General features: G+C 63.2%; 13 protein-coding genes. 6 read left to right on the forward strand and 7 right to left on the reverse strand.

Annotated elements, in window-relative coordinates; all coding sequences use genetic code 11:
• The 3 genes from EOD15_RS12780 to EOD15_RS12790 all read left to right on the forward strand — a co-directional run.
• The coding region (locus EOD15_RS12780) for a sulfite exporter TauE/SafE family protein (protein WP_148129538.1) at positions 1-324 on the forward strand (324 nt) is incomplete at its 5' end.
• Positions 324-1,115 carry a TIGR02186 family protein gene (locus EOD15_RS12785; protein ID WP_127322943.1) on the forward strand — a complete coding sequence of 264 codons (792 nt, stop codon included), beginning with the start codon at positions 324-326 and terminating at the stop codon, positions 1,113-1,115. The genes EOD15_RS12780 and EOD15_RS12785, both read left to right, overlap by 1 nt.
• Before the next feature lie 269 nt (positions 1,116-1,384).
• The gene (locus EOD15_RS12790; protein ID WP_127408531.1) at positions 1,385-2,641 is read left to right on the forward strand and encodes an Hsp70 family protein; all 1,257 of its coding nucleotides are present in this window, start codon (positions 1,385-1,387) and stop codon (positions 2,639-2,641) included.
• Between the two features lie 63 nt (positions 2,642-2,704).
• On the opposite strand, the gene EOD15_RS12795 is transcribed toward EOD15_RS12790, so the two are convergent.
• Both EOD15_RS12795 and EOD15_RS12800 read right to left on the reverse strand, forming a co-directional pair.
• Positions 2,705-3,826 (reverse strand): Fic family protein, encoded by a 1,122-nt coding sequence (locus EOD15_RS12795; protein ID WP_127320863.1) that lies wholly within the window; start codon positions 3,824-3,826, stop codon positions 2,705-2,707.
• Between the two features lie 233 nt (positions 3,827-4,059).
• Positions 4,060-4,962 carry a LysR family transcriptional regulator gene (locus EOD15_RS12800; protein ID WP_127320862.1) on the reverse strand — a complete coding sequence of 301 codons (903 nt, stop codon included), beginning with the start codon at positions 4,960-4,962 and terminating at the stop codon, positions 4,060-4,062.
• 278 nt (positions 4,963-5,240) lie between these two features.
• On the opposite strand from EOD15_RS12800, the gene EOD15_RS12805 reads away from it, so the two are divergent.
• The 3 genes from EOD15_RS12805 to EOD15_RS12815 are packed head-to-tail and all read left to right on the forward strand — an operon-like array spanning position 5,241 to position 9,841.
• Positions 5,241-8,171, forward strand: a complete 2,931-nt coding sequence (locus EOD15_RS12805; RefSeq protein WP_164761758.1) for a molybdopterin oxidoreductase family protein — start codon at positions 5,241-5,243, stop codon at positions 8,169-8,171.
• Positions 8,168-8,902 carry a 4Fe-4S dicluster domain-containing protein gene (locus tag EOD15_RS12810; protein WP_127320861.1) on the forward strand — a complete coding sequence of 245 codons (735 nt, stop codon included), beginning with the start codon at positions 8,168-8,170 and terminating at the stop codon, positions 8,900-8,902. The genes EOD15_RS12805 and EOD15_RS12810 overlap by 4 nt, the downstream gene beginning before the upstream one ends.
• Positions 8,903-8,905: 3 nt before the next feature.
• Positions 8,906-9,841 carry a dimethyl sulfoxide reductase anchor subunit family protein gene (locus tag EOD15_RS12815; RefSeq protein ID WP_127320860.1) on the forward strand — a complete coding sequence of 312 codons (936 nt, stop codon included), beginning with the start codon at positions 8,906-8,908 and terminating at the stop codon, positions 9,839-9,841.
• A 6-nt stretch (positions 9,842-9,847) separates the two neighbouring features.
• Here EOD15_RS12815 and pdeM read toward each other — a convergent pair whose 3' ends face one another.
• The 5 genes from pdeM to EOD15_RS12840 all read right to left on the reverse strand — a co-directional run.
• Entirely contained in the window at positions 9,848-10,564 is a 717-nt protein-coding gene (pdeM, locus tag EOD15_RS12820; protein WP_127320859.1) for a ligase-associated DNA damage response endonuclease PdeM, read from the reverse strand.
• Positions 10,561-13,110, reverse strand: coding sequence for a ligase-associated DNA damage response DEXH box helicase (locus tag EOD15_RS12825; protein WP_127408532.1), 2,550 nt, complete (start codon positions 13,108-13,110; stop codon positions 10,561-10,563). The genes pdeM and EOD15_RS12825 overlap by 4 nt, the downstream gene beginning before the upstream one ends.
• A 200-nt stretch (positions 13,111-13,310) precedes the next feature.
• Positions 13,311-14,168 carry an NlpC/P60 family protein gene (locus EOD15_RS12830; protein ID WP_164761805.1) on the reverse strand — a complete coding sequence of 286 codons (858 nt, stop codon included), beginning with the start codon at positions 14,166-14,168 and terminating at the stop codon, positions 13,311-13,313.
• A 29-nt stretch (positions 14,169-14,197) separates the two neighbouring features.
• A complete protein-coding gene (locus EOD15_RS12835; RefSeq protein ID WP_127321196.1) occupies positions 14,198-14,548 on the reverse strand; it encodes a MarR family winged helix-turn-helix transcriptional regulator in 351 nt (116 codons plus the stop codon).
• A gap of 73 nt (positions 14,549-14,621) precedes the next feature.
• On the reverse strand, positions 14,622-15,766 hold a 1,145-nt coding region (locus EOD15_RS12840; RefSeq protein WP_148129539.1), incomplete at its 5' end, for a leucyl aminopeptidase family protein.

Below are 15,766 nucleotides of genomic sequence, written 5' to 3' on the forward strand. Positions count from 1 at the left end.
GTGCCGGCACTGATCTATCTGCTGAAAGTGCCGACCAACGTCGTCATCGGCACCTCGCTGTTCCAGATCATCTTCACCTCCGCCTATACGACGCTGGTCCACGCCACCACCAACCAGACGGTCGACGTCGTGCTGGCCTTCCTGCTGATGGCGGGCGGCGTCGCCGGTGCGCAGTACGGCGCCAAGGCAGGCCAGCGGCTGCGCGGCGAGCAACTCAGGGCCTTGCTGGCGCTGCTGGTGCTGGCGGTGGCGATACGATTGGCGATCGATCTTTTCGTCACCCCGCCCAACCTCTATTCGCTGTCTGCCGCGGGCCTCAACTGATGAAGGCTCGCAACACATTCGCAACCGCCATTGTCCTGTCGCTGCTTGCGGCCGCCGTGCCGGCGAAGGCACAGGTCCCGCTGACCGAAGGCATCCAGATCGGTCTCTCCACCGACAACGTCGCGATCACCGCCGGCTTTTCCGGGGCCGACCTGACCATCTTCGGTTCGCTGGAAAACCCGGATCCACTTGTCGCGCGCCAAGGCCGCTACGACGTTATCGTCGTGCTCGAAGGCCCGCCCAAACCGGTGGTGGTGCGCCGCAAGGACCGGGTGCTCGGCGTCTGGGTCAACCTGGACTCCGAGACCTTCGAAAACGTGCCGGTCTCCTATTCGGTGGCGACGACGCGGCCGCTCCAGGACATCACCGAACCCAACAGCTACAAGCAGCTGTCGCTCGGCGCCTCCAACCTCTACATGCAGCCCGCCGATGCCGGCGACAGCCCGGCGACGATCGAGGAATTCACGGCCGCACTGCGGGAGCGCAAGTCGGCGACCGGCCTCTACAGCGAGAATGTCGGCGGCGTGCAATTCCTGTCGCAGAACCTGTTCCGCGCCACAGTGAGGCTGGCGCCAAATGTGCCAGTTGGAACCCATAAAGCCCGCGCGTTCCTGTTCAAGAGCGGCCTGTTCATCAAGGAAAGCTCGGCCCAGCTCGAAATCCGCAAATCCGGTTTCGAACAGTCGATCTTCCGTGTCGCCCACAATTATTCCTTCCTCTACGGCGTCTTCGCGATATCGCTGGCCATGCTGACAGGCTGGCTCGGAAGGCTGATCTTCCGGCGGGATTAATGCATGTCGCCCAAAAGTGGCCCCGGGTTTGGGAGAAAGACATGCATCGAATCAAGAGCTGAAGTGCGTCGCGTGAATCCGTTCAAACGCGACGCACTTCAGAACTTTCCCCGAAAAGTGGTTTCCCTTTGCCGGGGCATGCGGTAGACCGCGCTCCCCAGCCAAATGGCAGACACAAACAATTCGGTTCGGCAGAGCAGCCCGTCCCCGGGCAGCGCGCGATTTCTCGGCGCCTGTCGGCTCGCCGACGACAAATACAGGAACTTGTCATGCGACCAGCCTTCGGCGGCATCGACTTCGGCACTTCGAACTCCACTGTTGGCGTGGTCCGCAACGCGCAGCCGCGCCTCGTCGCCCTGGAGGACGGCCAGGTGACACTGCCCAGTGCCGTGTTCTTCAACTTCGAGGACAACCGCACCTGCTTTGGCCGTCACGCCATCGCCAACTACACCGACAGCATCGAAGGCCGGCTGATGCGTTCGCTGAAGAGCGTGCTCGGTAGTTCGCTGGCCCATGAAAAGACCCGCATCAAATCGCGGTCGATCGGCTTCATGGACATCGTCGGCCTGTTCCTCGGGCATCTTAAGAAACAGCTGGAAGCAGATGCCGGCGATACGGTCGAGACCGTCGTTCTTGGCCGGCCGGTGCAATTCGTCGACGACGACGCCGAGGCCGACGCGAAGGCGCAAAGCGAACTCGAGAACGCCGCCCGTGGCCAGGGCTTCAAGCACATCGCTTTCCAGTTCGAGCCGATCGCGGCGGCGCTCGACTACGAACAAAAGGTGACATGCGAGGAACTGGCGCTGATCATCGATATGGGCGGCGGCACGTCGGACTTCTCGATCGTGCGCGTCTCGCCGCAGCGCTCCCGGTCGCTCGACCGCAAGGACGACATCCTGGCCAGCCGGGGCGTCCATATCGGCGGTACGGATTTCGACCGGCTGCTGAGCATCGCCCATGTCATGCCGCAACTCGGCTATTTGACGCCGACCAAGGACGGCAAGCGCAATCTGCCGGCAAGTTACTTCATCGACCTCGCGACATGGCAGCGCATCAACCTGGTCTACACCGCCAAGGCGATGACGCATCTGCGCCAGATCCGCTACGAGGCCGAGCGCGCCGACCTGGTCGACCGTTTCATCCACATCGTCGAACACCGCTATGGACACGCGCTGGCCGCACTTGTCGAAAAAGCCAAGATAGAGCTGACCGACAGGTCATCCGCAGAGGTCGTGGTGAAGCTGCCGGGTGCGGAGTTCGCCGCCGAAATCACGCGCAACGGGCTGGATGCCACGATCGCCAGGGACATCGAGCGAGTCACGGCGACGGTGGCGCAGACCATCCGGGACGCTGAGGTGAAGCCATCCGATATCACCGCGGTGTTCCTGACCGGCGGATCGACCGCGATCCCGCTGGCAAGGCGAGAAATCCTGTCGCTGGTGCCGCAGGCGTCCGTCATCGAAGGCGACATGTTCGGCTCGGTCGGACTTGGCCTGGCGCTGGATGCGCAGCGAAAGTTCGGTTGATTCCCTCCATACTGATAGAACCCTTCTGGAGCCGATTGTCCCTTGGCGTGCACATGGGCGCAGCTAAGAATGGGTTTCTTGATGCAAGAGATGATAACTTGTACTTCTGCCGCCCGCCTGATCTTTGGCGAGAACGCCCATGTCGATTAGTTGGGTGATGTCGCGTAACGCCGTGTCTGGCGAGCATTTTTCGATGATCGCCCATTTCGAGGAAGTGAGTTTTCCGTCGAAACCATCCAGAAGGCGATTGATTATGTCACGCTGACGATCATTGAACGATTGGCCGGCATGCTGCTTCCAGAACTCGGCCTTAAAGAGCACATCCGATAGTGTTTGCTCCGCACCCTCGATGGCTCGGCCAAGGCATTGCAGGAACCACTCCAGCCACGGCGTGACATCAAGGTCTGGGCTCTTCTGCGTCCTCTCCAGTACGTCATAGTAGCCATTACGGTCGAGACGGATTTGCGCCGACATGCTGTAGAAGCGCTGTGAGCTGTCCTCGGACCGGGCCAGCGCCATATCGGCGATAGCACGGGCAATTCGGCCGTTGCCATCATCAAAGGGGTGGATCGTCACAAACCAGAGATGAGCAAGGCCTGCCTTGAGGACGGGATCAAGGTCAACGCTGTTGCCGAACCAATCCAGGAACGCCCTCATTTCATTGTCGAGGCGGTCGGCAGCCGGCGCTTCGTAGTGAACACGCTCTTTGCCGAACGGGCCAGAGATAACTTGCATCGGACCTGTCTTGTCGTTGCGCCAGGCGCCGACAATAATTCTCGTTATGCTGCTGCGACCGGTCGGAAAGAGCGCGGCGTGCCAGCCGAATAGGCGCTCATCAGTCAAGGGTTCGCTAAATTTCTGTGTGGCGTCCAGCATCATCTCGACAACACCTTCGACGCTGCGGTCTGCTTGCAACAGCGCACCGATCTCTATGCCTAGACGGCGCGCGATGGACGACCTTACCTGCTCGCGATCGAGGATTTCGCCCTCGATCTCGCTGGATTTGACAACGTCCTCGGTCAACGTTGTGAGGATAGCTTCTTGCCGCAACCGGAAGCCCAGTGTCTGCATTTGGCCGAAGAGCTGACCTTGCCTGTGCCGCACGGCCGAGAGCCGGCGGGCGAGTTTCTCCGGCTTCCAATTGAACTTCGGCCATTCGAGTAACTGGTGAATGTACTTTGCCATAATTCTCCGCGTCTCCTGCGGAGATTGTACGCCTTATTCATCGCATGAACAACTGTAATTGCTGCAAAAGATGCGGAGATCGCATGGGCTATTCTCCGCATTAGAAAGTTTGGCCGGCCTTGAACCGACGACCACAAACCCATCGCTGAATAAGTTGGTGCCCAGAACGAGACCCCACGGAAACCACATTAAAACCGGGTGAAGACCTAAGCCGGACAGATTCTGAAGTGGCACTACACCAGACCGCTTCCAGCGGTTTCGTCGCCCAGATGCGCCTTGAGCGCCATCTGGGCCAAGCTTGCCTGGCGATCGCGATGGGTGATCATGGCGAAGTCGCGTTTCGGCAGTTGGAGCGGCACCGACCTCAGACTGCCTTCGGCCACGGCGCGTGCCACGACAAGCTCGGAAATGATGGTAGCGCCGGCCCCCGCCTCGACGGCCTGGCGAATAGCTTCATTGCTCGGCAGCACCAGGAATATCTGGAGGTCGGCGAGCGAAATCCCTTCGTGGCGCGCCAGATCCTCCAGCACCTCGCGCGTGCCCGAACCACCCTCACGGATGATCCAGCGCAGACCCTTGATGTCAGGGCGGCCGGGCGCGACTTCGGGGATCTCCGGATGCGCGCTGGCAACCACCAGCATCAGCCTGTCGACGTCGACCTTGGTGCGGCGCAATATGTCGGACTCGGTGCGCCCCTCCACCAGGCCGAGATCGGCCGCGCCATCGAGGACATTGGCCTCGACCTGCCTGGTGTTGCCGATGGAGACGCTCAGCCTGACGGCCGGATAGGCTTCGTGGAAGGAAGCCAGCCGGCGCGGCAGCCAGTAGCTGGCGATGGTCTGGCTGGCTGCGATCGAGAGGCTGCCGGTGACGGTCTGCGAGACATGCTCCAGCACATTGCGCGCGGCGGCGGCCCGCTCGAGCACGGCCTTGGCCTCCGGCAGGAACCGGTGGCCGGTCTGGGCAAGCTCGATGTTGCGGCCGACGCGGTTGAACAGGTGGACGCCGTGCTGTTCTTCAAGCGCCCGGATGGCGGCCGATGCGGCCGACTGCGAAATGCCCAGCAATTCCGCCGCCTTGGTCATATGGCCGCGCTCGGCGACGGCGACGAAAATCCGCAACTGGTCTAGGGTCATGTCTGCATTAAGAACCAATATCGATCGAATTTACAAGAACAACTGATTAGACAGATCGATAGCTTTATTCTAAGTTTTTGAAAGAAGTTAGAAAAAATTCGCCGAGAGATCGCAGAGAGCAGAATGATCGGGCGGTTCAGATCCCTGCTTGCGCATTGGACCCGCGGCATAAGGCGGCGGCTGGCCGGTGATCGCTACCACCCGGAAGAGCATTACATGCGCGGCCCCGGACCGAAGACGCGGGCCAAATCCATGGGCCGTACAGGCACTACCGGATCATGATACAGGGACCGCCGCGCGGCGCGAATTCGGCACCATCGCAACGCCCGCTTGCCGACACGCGAGCGCCTGACGAAGGCGACGGCGTCGACACCTCGCCTGATGTTTCCGACAGCATCGCCAAGACGACCTGCTACATGTGCGCCTGCCGCTGCGGCATCGACGTGCACATCAAGGATGGCAAGGTCCGCTACATCAACGGCAACAAGGACCATCCGGTCAATCGCGGCGTGATCTGCGGCAAGGGCAGCTCCGGCATCATGCAGCACTACAGCCCGGCAAGGCTGAAGAAGCCATTGCTGCGCAGCGGGCCGCGCGGCTCCGGCGAGTTCCGCGAGATCGAGTGGGAAGAGGCGTTTTCGATCGCGACGGAACGGCTCTCGGCCATCCGCCGGACCGACCCCAGGAAGCTGGCCTTCTTCACCGGCCGCGATCAATGCCAATCCTTGACCGGCTGGTGGGCGAGCCAGTTCGGCACGCCGAACTTTGCCGCCCATGGCGGCTTCTGTTCGGTCAACATGGCGGCCGGTGGTCTCTATACGATCGGCGGTTCGTTCTGGGAGTTCGGTGAGCCCGACTGGGACAACACCCGGTATTTCATGCTGTTCGGGGTCGCCGAGGATCACGATTCCAACCCGATCAAGATCGGCCTCGGCAAACTCAAGGCGCGCGGCGCCAAGGTCGTCTCGATCAACCCGTGCCGCACCGGCTACAATGCCATTGCAGACGACTGGATCGGCATTCGGCCCGGCACCGATGGGTTGTTCGTGTTCGCCCTCATCCACGAATTGCTCAAGGCGGGCCGCGTCGATCTCGATTATCTGCTGCGCTACACCAATGCCCATGTCCTCGTCGTGCAGGAGCCGGGTGCCGCCGATGACGGGCTGTTCGTGCGCGACGCCGACGGAAATCCGCTGGCCTGGGACAGGGTTGCGAAGACGCCTGTCGGCGCCGCCGATGCCAGTGCGAAGCCGGCACTGACGGGCAGCTTCACGGTCGGCGGGCGCCGCTGCGTCCCGGTGTTCCAGCTCATCGCCGACCGCTACCTCGATGAGAGCTATGCGCCGGACGCGGTCGCCGAGCGCTGCGGCATTGCCGCCGATACGATCCGCAGGATCGCCGCCGAACTTGCGCATGTCGCCTTCGAACAGACGATCGAACTGCCGATCGCCTGGACCGACTGGGCCGGGCGCCGGCACGAGACCATCAAAGGGCGCCCTGTCTCGATGCACGCCATGCGCGGCATCTCGGCCCATTCGAACGGCTTTCACACCTGCCGCGCCATCCATCTCCTCCAGGTGTTGCTGGGCACGGTGGATGTTCCCGGCGGTTTCCGTTTCAAGCCGCCCTACCCCCGCTCCGCTCCGCCCGGTCCCAAGCCGGCCGGCAAGACCGTCAAGCCGATGACGCCGCTTGACGGCATGCCACTCGGTTTCGTCTGTGGGCCGGACGATTTGCTGGTCGATGAGGCCGGCACGCCGCTTCGCATCGACAAGGCCTATTCCTGGGACGCACCGCTGGCGGCGCATGGCCTGATGCACACCGTCATCCGCAATGCCTGGGCCGGCGACCCGTACCCGATCGATACACTGATGATGTATATGTCGAACATGGCGTGGAATTCCTCGATGAACACCGTCGAGACCATTGCCATGCTGACCGACCATGACGATGCGGGCAACTACAAGATCCCCTTCATCATCTATTCCGATGCCTATTATTCCGAGACCGTGCCGTTCGCCGACCTCGTGCTGCCCGACACCACCTATCTTGAGCGGCATGACTGCATCAGCCTGCTCGACCGGCCGATCAGCCATGCCGACGGACCGGGCGACGCCATCCGCCATCCCGTCGTCGAACCTGATCGCGACGTCCGGCCGTTCCAGTCGGTGCTGATCGAACTCGGCGCGCGGCTCGGCCTGCCCGGTTTCATCAACGGCGATGGCTCGGCCAAATATGCCGACTACGCCGACTACATCGTCAACCATGAGCGCACATCAGGCATCGGCCCGCTCGCCGGCTGGCGCGGCAAGGACGGGACCTCGACCGGCAGGGGCGAGGCCAACCCGGACCAGCTGCAGCGCTACATCGACAATGGCGGCTTCTGGCACCACGATTTCGCGGACGACCAGCGCTACTACAAGATGGCCAACCGCTCCTATCTCGATTTCGCGGTGCAGATGGGTTTTATTCCCAAGGCTGAGCCGATCGTCTTCCAGCTCTACTCCGAGCCGCTGCAGCGCTTCCGCCTTGCCGCGCGTGGGCATGGCCCTGTCTTGCCACCAAAGGGTGACCGCCAGCGCATCGAGACCTACATGGACCCGCTGCCCTTCTGGCATATGCCCTTCGAGGAAGCGGTCGTCGACCTTGGAAAATATCCGCTGCATGCGCTGACGCAGCGGCCGATGCATATGTACCATTCCTGGGGATCGCAGAATGCGTGGCTGCGGCAGATCACCAGCCAGAATCGGCTGTTCGTGCATCACCGGACGGCAGCTGGCCTCGGCCTGGTCGATGACGACTGGGTGTGGATCGAGAGCATCAACGGCAAAGTGAAGGGGCAGATCAAGCTGATCGACGGGGTGAACGAAAGCACGGTCTGGACCTGGAACGCCATCGGCAAAAGGCGCGGCAGCTGGGGGCTGAAGGACGATGCGGCGGAATCCAACCGCGGCTTCCTGCTCAACCACATCATCGGCGACCAGACCTCGGCCGACGCTCAGGGCAAACGCTATTCGAATTCCGATCCGGTCACCGGCCAGGCGGCGTGGTTCGATTTACGCGTGCGCATCGTCAAATGCGCAGCGGAAGAAGCCGGCTTCACCGAGCCGCAGTTCGAACGTTTCCAGCAGCCGCCGCATTTCGAACCCTCGCCCGACAGGCTGACTTTCGGCGCTGAATTCCGCCGGGCAAGAGAGGCGGCAAAATGACCTGTCTGCCAAGTCAAAGCGGCAAGAAGCTCGGCCTCGTCATCGATCTCGATACCTGCGTCGGCTGCCAGGCCTGTGTCACCGCCTGCAAGGAATGGAACACCGGCGGCCACATGGCGCCGCTGACCGACATCGACCCCTATGGCGGCCATGTCGACGGCGTCTGGTTCAACCGCGTGCACGCTTACGAGCACACCACCGAGATGGGCGGACGGACGGTGAACTTCCCGCGCTCCTGCCTGCATTGCGAGACGCCGGCCTGCGTCACCGTCTGCCCGACCGGCGCCTCCTACAAGCGGGCTTCGGACGGCATCGTGCTGATCGACGAGGACAAGTGCATCGGCTGCAAATTGTGCAGCTGGGCCTGCCCTTACGGTGCACGCGAATTCGACACCGATGTCGGGGTGATGAAGAAGTGCACGCTGTGCGTCGACCGCATCTACAATGACAATCTGGCCGAGGAAGACCGTGTGCCGGCCTGCGTCGCCGCTTGCCCGACCAGCGCCCGGCATTTCGGCGACCTAGGCGATCCCCTGTCGGCTGTCTCGCAACTGGTGGCGGAGCGTGGCGGCGTCGACCTGATGCCTGAGCTCGGCTATCGCCCAACCAACAAATATCTGCCGCCGCGCGCCCACAGCAAGCGCGCCGCATCGGTGGCCGCGCCGGCATTGGAACCGGTGCGGGCCGAAGGCGGTTTCCTCGGCTGGGTCGACCGCATGCTTTCGAACTGATCCATGCATCCAGCCTTCTCCGTCGTCTTCTTCACCACCGCCACCGGCGCCGGCTACGGCCTGCTGGCGCTGCTGGGCATGTTCGGAGGCTTCCAGATCATCCCGCCTGATTTCTGGCTGGGCCTTGTCGGCATGGGCCTGGCACTCGGTCTCATCGTGGCCGGGTTGTTGTCTTCAACGGGTCACCTCGGCCGTCCCGAACGCGCCTGGCGGGCGTTCTCGCAATGGCGCAGTTCATGGCTGTCGCGTGAAGGCGTCGCCTCGGTCATCACCTTCATTCCGGCGGGGCTGTTCGGCATCGGCTGGGTGTTTCTCGGCCGCATCGATGGCTGGGTCGGCATCGCCGGATTTCTGGCTGCCATCGGCGCGGTCGTCACCGTCTGCACCACCGGCATGATCTATGCGTCGCTGAAGCCGATCGCCCAATGGCACAGCCACTTCACCCTGCCCGGCTACCTCATCTTCTCGACGATGACCGGCAGCGTGCTGCTGAACGCGCTGCTGCAGGGCTTTGCGCTGGGTTCGAAGGTGCAGCTGGCGGCTTGCCTGCTGCTGACCTTGTTCGGCTGGAGCTGGAAAGTGGCGACCTGGCGCTACAATGACAGGCTGGAAATCTCGACAACCGCCAACACCGCGACCGGGCTGGCGGGGGGCACGGTGCGGTCGCTGGAATGGCCGCATACCGAGGAGAATTATCTGCTCAAGGAAATGGGCTTTCGCATCGCGCGCAAGCACGGCGCGCGGCTGCGCCAGATCACGCAGCTTCTGGCCTTCGCGTTGCCCTTGGGGCTGCTCGCCATTGTGTTCGCACTGCCATGGCCGCTGGCAGCGTTGCTGTCGGTACTTGCTGCTGCAATCCAGTTCGCCGGCATGCTGGTCGAACGTTGGCTGTTCTTCGCCGAGGCGAAGCACACGGTTACGCTCTACTATGGCAGGTAAGGCTGTTTAACCCGGCCGCAGCATCGAGCCGGAAATGGCAAAGATGCGTTGGGCGCCCAGCATATAAGCCATCAGCGTGTCCAGCCGGAACAGCCCGGCATAGGCGCGGTCGAGGACGTTGAGCGAACCGGTATAGGCGCCGAAGGCCGGCATGATCATGCGGCCGCCGTCGCCGGCGAAGCAGCGCCGCCTCACCGAGCGTCCCTGCTGGACTATGCGGGCGCAGGGATGCAGATGGCCCGCTATTTCGCCTTCGACACGCTGCTTCGACGGCTCATGCCGGAACAGCAGCGAGCCTATAGCAAGTTCACGCACCGTTTCGCCGGGCAGATCGGCTGGCGCTTCCGGGTCATGGTTGCCGGCGACCCAGAACCAGTCTCGGCCTGATATCAGCGCTTCCAGCCGTTCGCGGAAGCTTGCATGCATACGCTGGGCGCCGCCGCCATCGTGAAAGCTGTCGCCCAGGCTGATGACGATCGACGGCTGGTAGTCTGATATCACGGCCTGAAGCCGCAACAAGGTCGCGCCGGTGTCGTAGGGCGGGATCAGCGTGCCGCGGCGTGCCAGCGACGAACCCTTTTCCAGATGCAGGTCGGACACGGCCAGAAGCCGCAGATCCGGAAAATAAAGCACGCCGCGCGGGTCGCAGACGGCGCGCTCGCCGGCGATGCCGACAAGGTCGGCCTCGGCAATCAGCGATGTGCGCGCCAGCGAAAAATTCATTCCTCAGCCATTTCCGGCCCCATGGCCTCCTCGACCAAAGTCGCCGCATCCATCAAAAGCGTTTCATCGGCTTCGCCATGAACCGGCATCTTGCCGATCTCGAGCATGATCGGCACGGCGAGCGGCGATATCTGTTCGAGTGCCTTATGCACGATTCGACCCTGGATGCGCGAGAGCATGTCGGCAAGTCTGCTGACATCGAGCAGGCCGGTCGCTGCGTCGGCGCGTGTGGCCTGAAGCAGGATGTGGTCCGGTTCATGGCTGCGCAGCACGTCATAGATCAGGTCGGTCGAGACTGTGACCTGGCGACCACTCTTTTCCTGGCCCGGATGGCGTTTCTCGATCAACCCCGAAATCAGCGCGCAATTGCGGAAGGTGCGTTTGAGAAGCCAGCTGTCGGCCAGCCAGGCTTCGAGGTCATCGCCCAGCATATCCTGGTCGAAAAGGGCGCTAAGCGAAGGCTTCCTGGCTTTGAACATCGCGCCCATATCGCCCAATGACCATATCGCCAGCGCATAGTCGGTGGCGACAAAGCCGAGCGGCCTGGCTCCTGCCCTGTCGAGACGGCGGGTGAGCAGCATGCCCAGCGTCTGGTGCGCCAGCCTGCCCTCGAACGGATAAGCCACCAGGTAATGGCGGTTGCCTCGTGGAAAGGTCTCGATCAGCAGGTCATCGCGTTTGGGCAGCACCGATTTGTCGGCCTGGAATCGCAGCCAGTCGGCGACCTGCTCGGGCAGCTTCTTCCATCGCTGCGGGTCGTCGAGCATGATGCGGACCTGTTCGGCGAGATAGGTCGAAAGCGGGAACTTGCCGCCACCATAGTAAGGCACCTTGGCATCGCTGCCGGGCGCGTTCGAGACGAAGCATTCATTCTCGCGGATGCCTTCGAAGCGCAGCACCTTGCCGGCGAACATGAAGGTGTCGCCATGCGTTAGCGTTTCGAGGAAGGCCTCCTCGATCTTGCCGAGAACCCTGCCGCCGCGCGACGCCGCGCCCTTGCTGCCCGCTTGCACATAGCGCACGTTAAGCGCCGGCACCTCGATGATGGTGCCGACATTCAGCCGGTATTGCTGGGCAATACGAGGATTGGACACCCGCCAGAACCCATCCTTGTTCAGGCGTATGCGGGCGTAGCGCTCGTAATTCTTGAGCGCATAGCCGCCGGTGGCGACGAAATCGATGACGCGGTCGAATGTCGGCCGGTCGAGGCTGACATAGGGCGCAGCCGTTCGCACTTCCTCGAACAGGTCATCGGCACGGAATGGCCCGCCGCAGGCGCAGCCGAGCACATGCTGGGCCAGCACATCGAGCCCGCCATCGATCAAGGGAGGCGTGTCCTGCGCGCCGAGATAGTTGGCGTCGAGGGCGGCCCGGCATTCCAGCACCTCGAAGCGATTGGCGGGAATGAGGATCGCCTTGGACGGCTCGTCCATGCGGTGGTTGGCGCGGCCGATGCGCTGCGCCAGCCGGCTCGCCCCCTTCGGCGCACCGACATGCACAACCAGATCGACATCGCCCCAGTCGATGCCGAGGTCGAGCGTCGAGGTGGCGACGATGGCGCGCAGTGCGTTTTCCCCCATCGCCTTTTCGACGCGCCGGCGCTGGGCGACGTCGAGCGAACCGTGATGCAGCGCGATCGGCAAAGTGTCCTCGTTGACCCGCCACAATTCCTGGAACAGCAGCTCCGCCTGGCTGCGCGTGTTGACGAACAGCAGGGTCGTCTTGTGGCGCTTGATCTCGCGATAGATTTCCGGCGTGGCGTAGCGCGCGGAATGTCCCGCCCAAGGCACGCGCTCTTCGGAATCGAGGATGGAAATCTCCGGTTTCGCCCCCCCGGTGACGACGATCAGTTCGGCCATGCTACGGCCGGTCGAACCCTTGGGCGGATTCTGGCTGACCAGCCAGCGCCGCAACTCGTCCGGTTCGGCCACCGTCGCTGACAGGCCGATCGTCTGCAGGCCGGGGACAAAGCTGCGCAGCCGCGCCAGGCCGAGCGCCAGCAGATGCCCGCGTTTCGACGTCACCAGCGAGTGCAGTTCGTCGAGCACGACGTAGCGCAGATCCTCGAAGAAACGTTTTGCATCGCCGGCCGCAATCAGCAGCGCCAGTTGCTCGGGCGTGGTCAGCAGGATGTCGGGCGGCACCAGCTTCTGGCGCTGGCGCTTGTGCGCCGGCGTGTCTCCGGTGCGCGTTTCGATGGTGACGGGCAGGCCGATCTCTTCCACCGGCTTGCCGAGATTGCGCTCGATATCGACGGCAAGCGCCTTTAGCGGTGAGATGTAGAGTGTGTGGATACCGCGACGCGCCTGGCCCGGCTTTTTCTTGGGCCGGTTGGCCAGTTCGGTCAGCGAAGGCAAGAACCCGGCCAGCGTCTTGCCAGCACCGGTCGGCGCAATCAGCAGGACTGATTGCCCGGCCTGGGCTTTTGCCAGAAGTTCGATCTGATGGGCGCGCGGCGACCAGCCTTTCTCGCCAAACCATCTGATGAATGGTTCGGGCAGGGCCACGGCGGCATTCTGTTCGGCAAGGCGCGGCTGCTCTGTCACCTTCCAGAGGTAGCGCGACGGCAGTCAATCGCCAAGGAAAATCGGAACAAAAGGTGATCGAGGTGAGCTTTCCTCGCCCCGTTTACGGGGAGAGGATGCCGGCAGGCAGGTGAGGGGCAGCTCGAACCTTCAAATGCTGGCGCTGCCCCTCATCCGCCCTTCGGGCACCTTCTCCCGTGAACGGGGCGAAGGAAGAAAGGCTACGGCCTCCTGAACCCGGTCGGGCCGCCATAGAGATAACCGATGCGATCAACCGCGTCCTTCAGCCCTTCGCGCGACACCAGCATGGTGTGGCCGTTGGCGTGGATCATCGTGTCGGCATCGGTCATGACGGCGACATGGCCCTTCCAGAACACCAGATCGCCGCGTCGCAACCCTGAGAAATCAGATCCTGGTTCCAGCGGCTCGCCAAGTGTCGCCTGCATGTCGGAATCGCGCAGCACGTCTCTGCCGGCCATGCGCATCGCCAGTTGCACCAGCCCCGAACAGTCGATACCGAAACCGGAAGTACCGCCCCAGAGATAAGGTGTTCCTAGAAACGCCTCGGCAACCGCGACATAGTCGGAGGCAGCTTCACTGAGCGGCCGCAGGTGACCTGCGATCAGCGCCTCGCCGGAAGGCAGGACCGCATAGTGCGTACCGCGTGTCTCGGCGGCCTCCGTCACCGTCACCGTCGATCCCATCGACAATTGTCCGGCGATTGGAAAGCGCAGATCCGGCCCGGGGTAGAGGAAGGTGCGCGGCACGCAGACGATGTGCGTCGGCGCATGATCCCGTTTGCCCAGCATCGTGTCGGCGACGTAGCCGACATAGCCGTCGCGTTCGGCCTGGACCCACGCCCAGCCCTCAGCGACATCGAAGACCAGGACATCGTCGCCGAACAGCGCTTGCGTGTTGACGCCGGCGTCCGGCCGCGGCGCCTTGCGCATATCGGCCACTGACGCGGTGACCCGCGCCGGCCGGCCGGCGACGAAGCGCTCGGCGGTGACCTCGCCCTTCAGCCGCGCATCGGCGAGATCGGAGCGAAAAGCGTGAAGGCGGACATCCCTGGCAGTCAAATCGAACACTCTGTTGGAAGGTAATGCGCTCACATCGGCAGTTCGAGCGCCTTGGCGATGATACCATCGCCGAAGCGCTCGACAAAGAGCGCGCCCTCGACCGTGCGCCTGATCAGCACATTGCGCTTGTCGAGTTCATCGCGGTGACGCGAAACGAGTTTCAAAGCGCCCATCGTGTCGAGCGCGCGGGTGATCACCGGCTTGGTGACATTGAGGCGCGCGGCGAGCCCGCGAATGGTGTGCGGTGGCGGGTCGAGATAGATGGTGAACAGGATCGCCGTCTGGCGCATGGTCAGATCGGGCGCGTCGTCGCGCACCTGTGACAGCATCACTTGCTGCCACAGTCGCAAGGCCTGGCTCGGGCGCATAGCAATCGACATCGCGCCAGCATGACGGCAAATTGTTTCGGTTCCGTTTCAGTCGAGGCAATTTTGCCCGCTCCGCCTGCAACCGTCAGCCGTAGCGTTTCGCGATGATCCGCTCTAGGGCGCGGATGCCTTGTGCCTCGCCGCCGGCGGGGCCATGCGGACGATCGGCCGGGTTCCAGGCGAAGATGTCGAAATGCGCCCAGCCCTCGGTCTTTTCGACGAAGCGTTTCAGGAACAGCGCCGCCGTGATCGAGCCGGCGAAACCGTCTGATGTGACATTGTTGATGTCGGCGATTTTCGACGACAGTTTTGCATCGTAGGGCCGCCACAGCGGCATGCGCCACAGAGGGTCCTCGGCCGCGACGGAAGCCGCCGCAAGATCGGATGCCAGCGCTTCGTCACTTGTGTAGAACGGCGGCAGATCGGGGCCGAGCGCGACGCGGGCAGCCCCGGTCAGCGTCGCCATGTCGACCAGAAGCTGCGGCTCCTCCTCGTCGGCCAGCGCCAGCGCATCGGCCAGCACCAGCCGCCCCTCGGCATCCGTATTGCCGATCTCGACAGTGATGCCCTTGCGGCTCGCAAGCACATCTCCGGGCCGGAAGGCGTTGCCGGCAATCGAATTCTCAACCGCGGGAATGAGCACGCGCAGCCGCACATTCAGCCCGGCAGCCATGATCATCGAGGCAAGGCCAAGGACATTGGCAGCACCGCCCATGTCCTTTTTCATCAACAGCATGCCGGACGATGGCTTGATGTCGAGACCGCCCGTGTCGAAGCAGACGCCCTTGCCGACCAGGGTCACCTTCGGCGCCCCTTGCTGCCCCCATCGCATATCGATCAGGCGCGGCGCGCCGGCCGACGCACGGCCGACAGCATGGATCATCGGGAAATTCCGGTCGAGGAGATCGTCACCCTTGACCACCGAGACTTCGGCCTTGTGCCTGGCGGCCAGGGCCCGCACCGCCTGCTCCAAATCTTCCGGACCCATATCGCTGGTCGGCGTGTTGACCAGATCGCGTGTCAGGAAGACGCCATCCGCAATGCGGCGAACGCGCCCGGCATCGACGCCTGCCGGCAGGCCGAAGCGCAGCGCCCTGCCTGACTTCTTGCCGTAACGGGTGAAGACATAGCCGCCGAGCAGCAGCGCGGTCGCCGCGAGGTCCGGCTCGGCCGGCGCCGAGGCGAAATGCCAGTCGCCTTCCGGCAAGGCTTTCGACAGCGCGCCAAAGG

This window comes from Mesorhizobium sp. M7A.T.Ca.US.000.02.2.1 (genome assembly GCF_003996995.1).
Classification (GTDB): domain Bacteria; phylum Pseudomonadota; class Alphaproteobacteria; order Rhizobiales; family Rhizobiaceae; genus Mesorhizobium.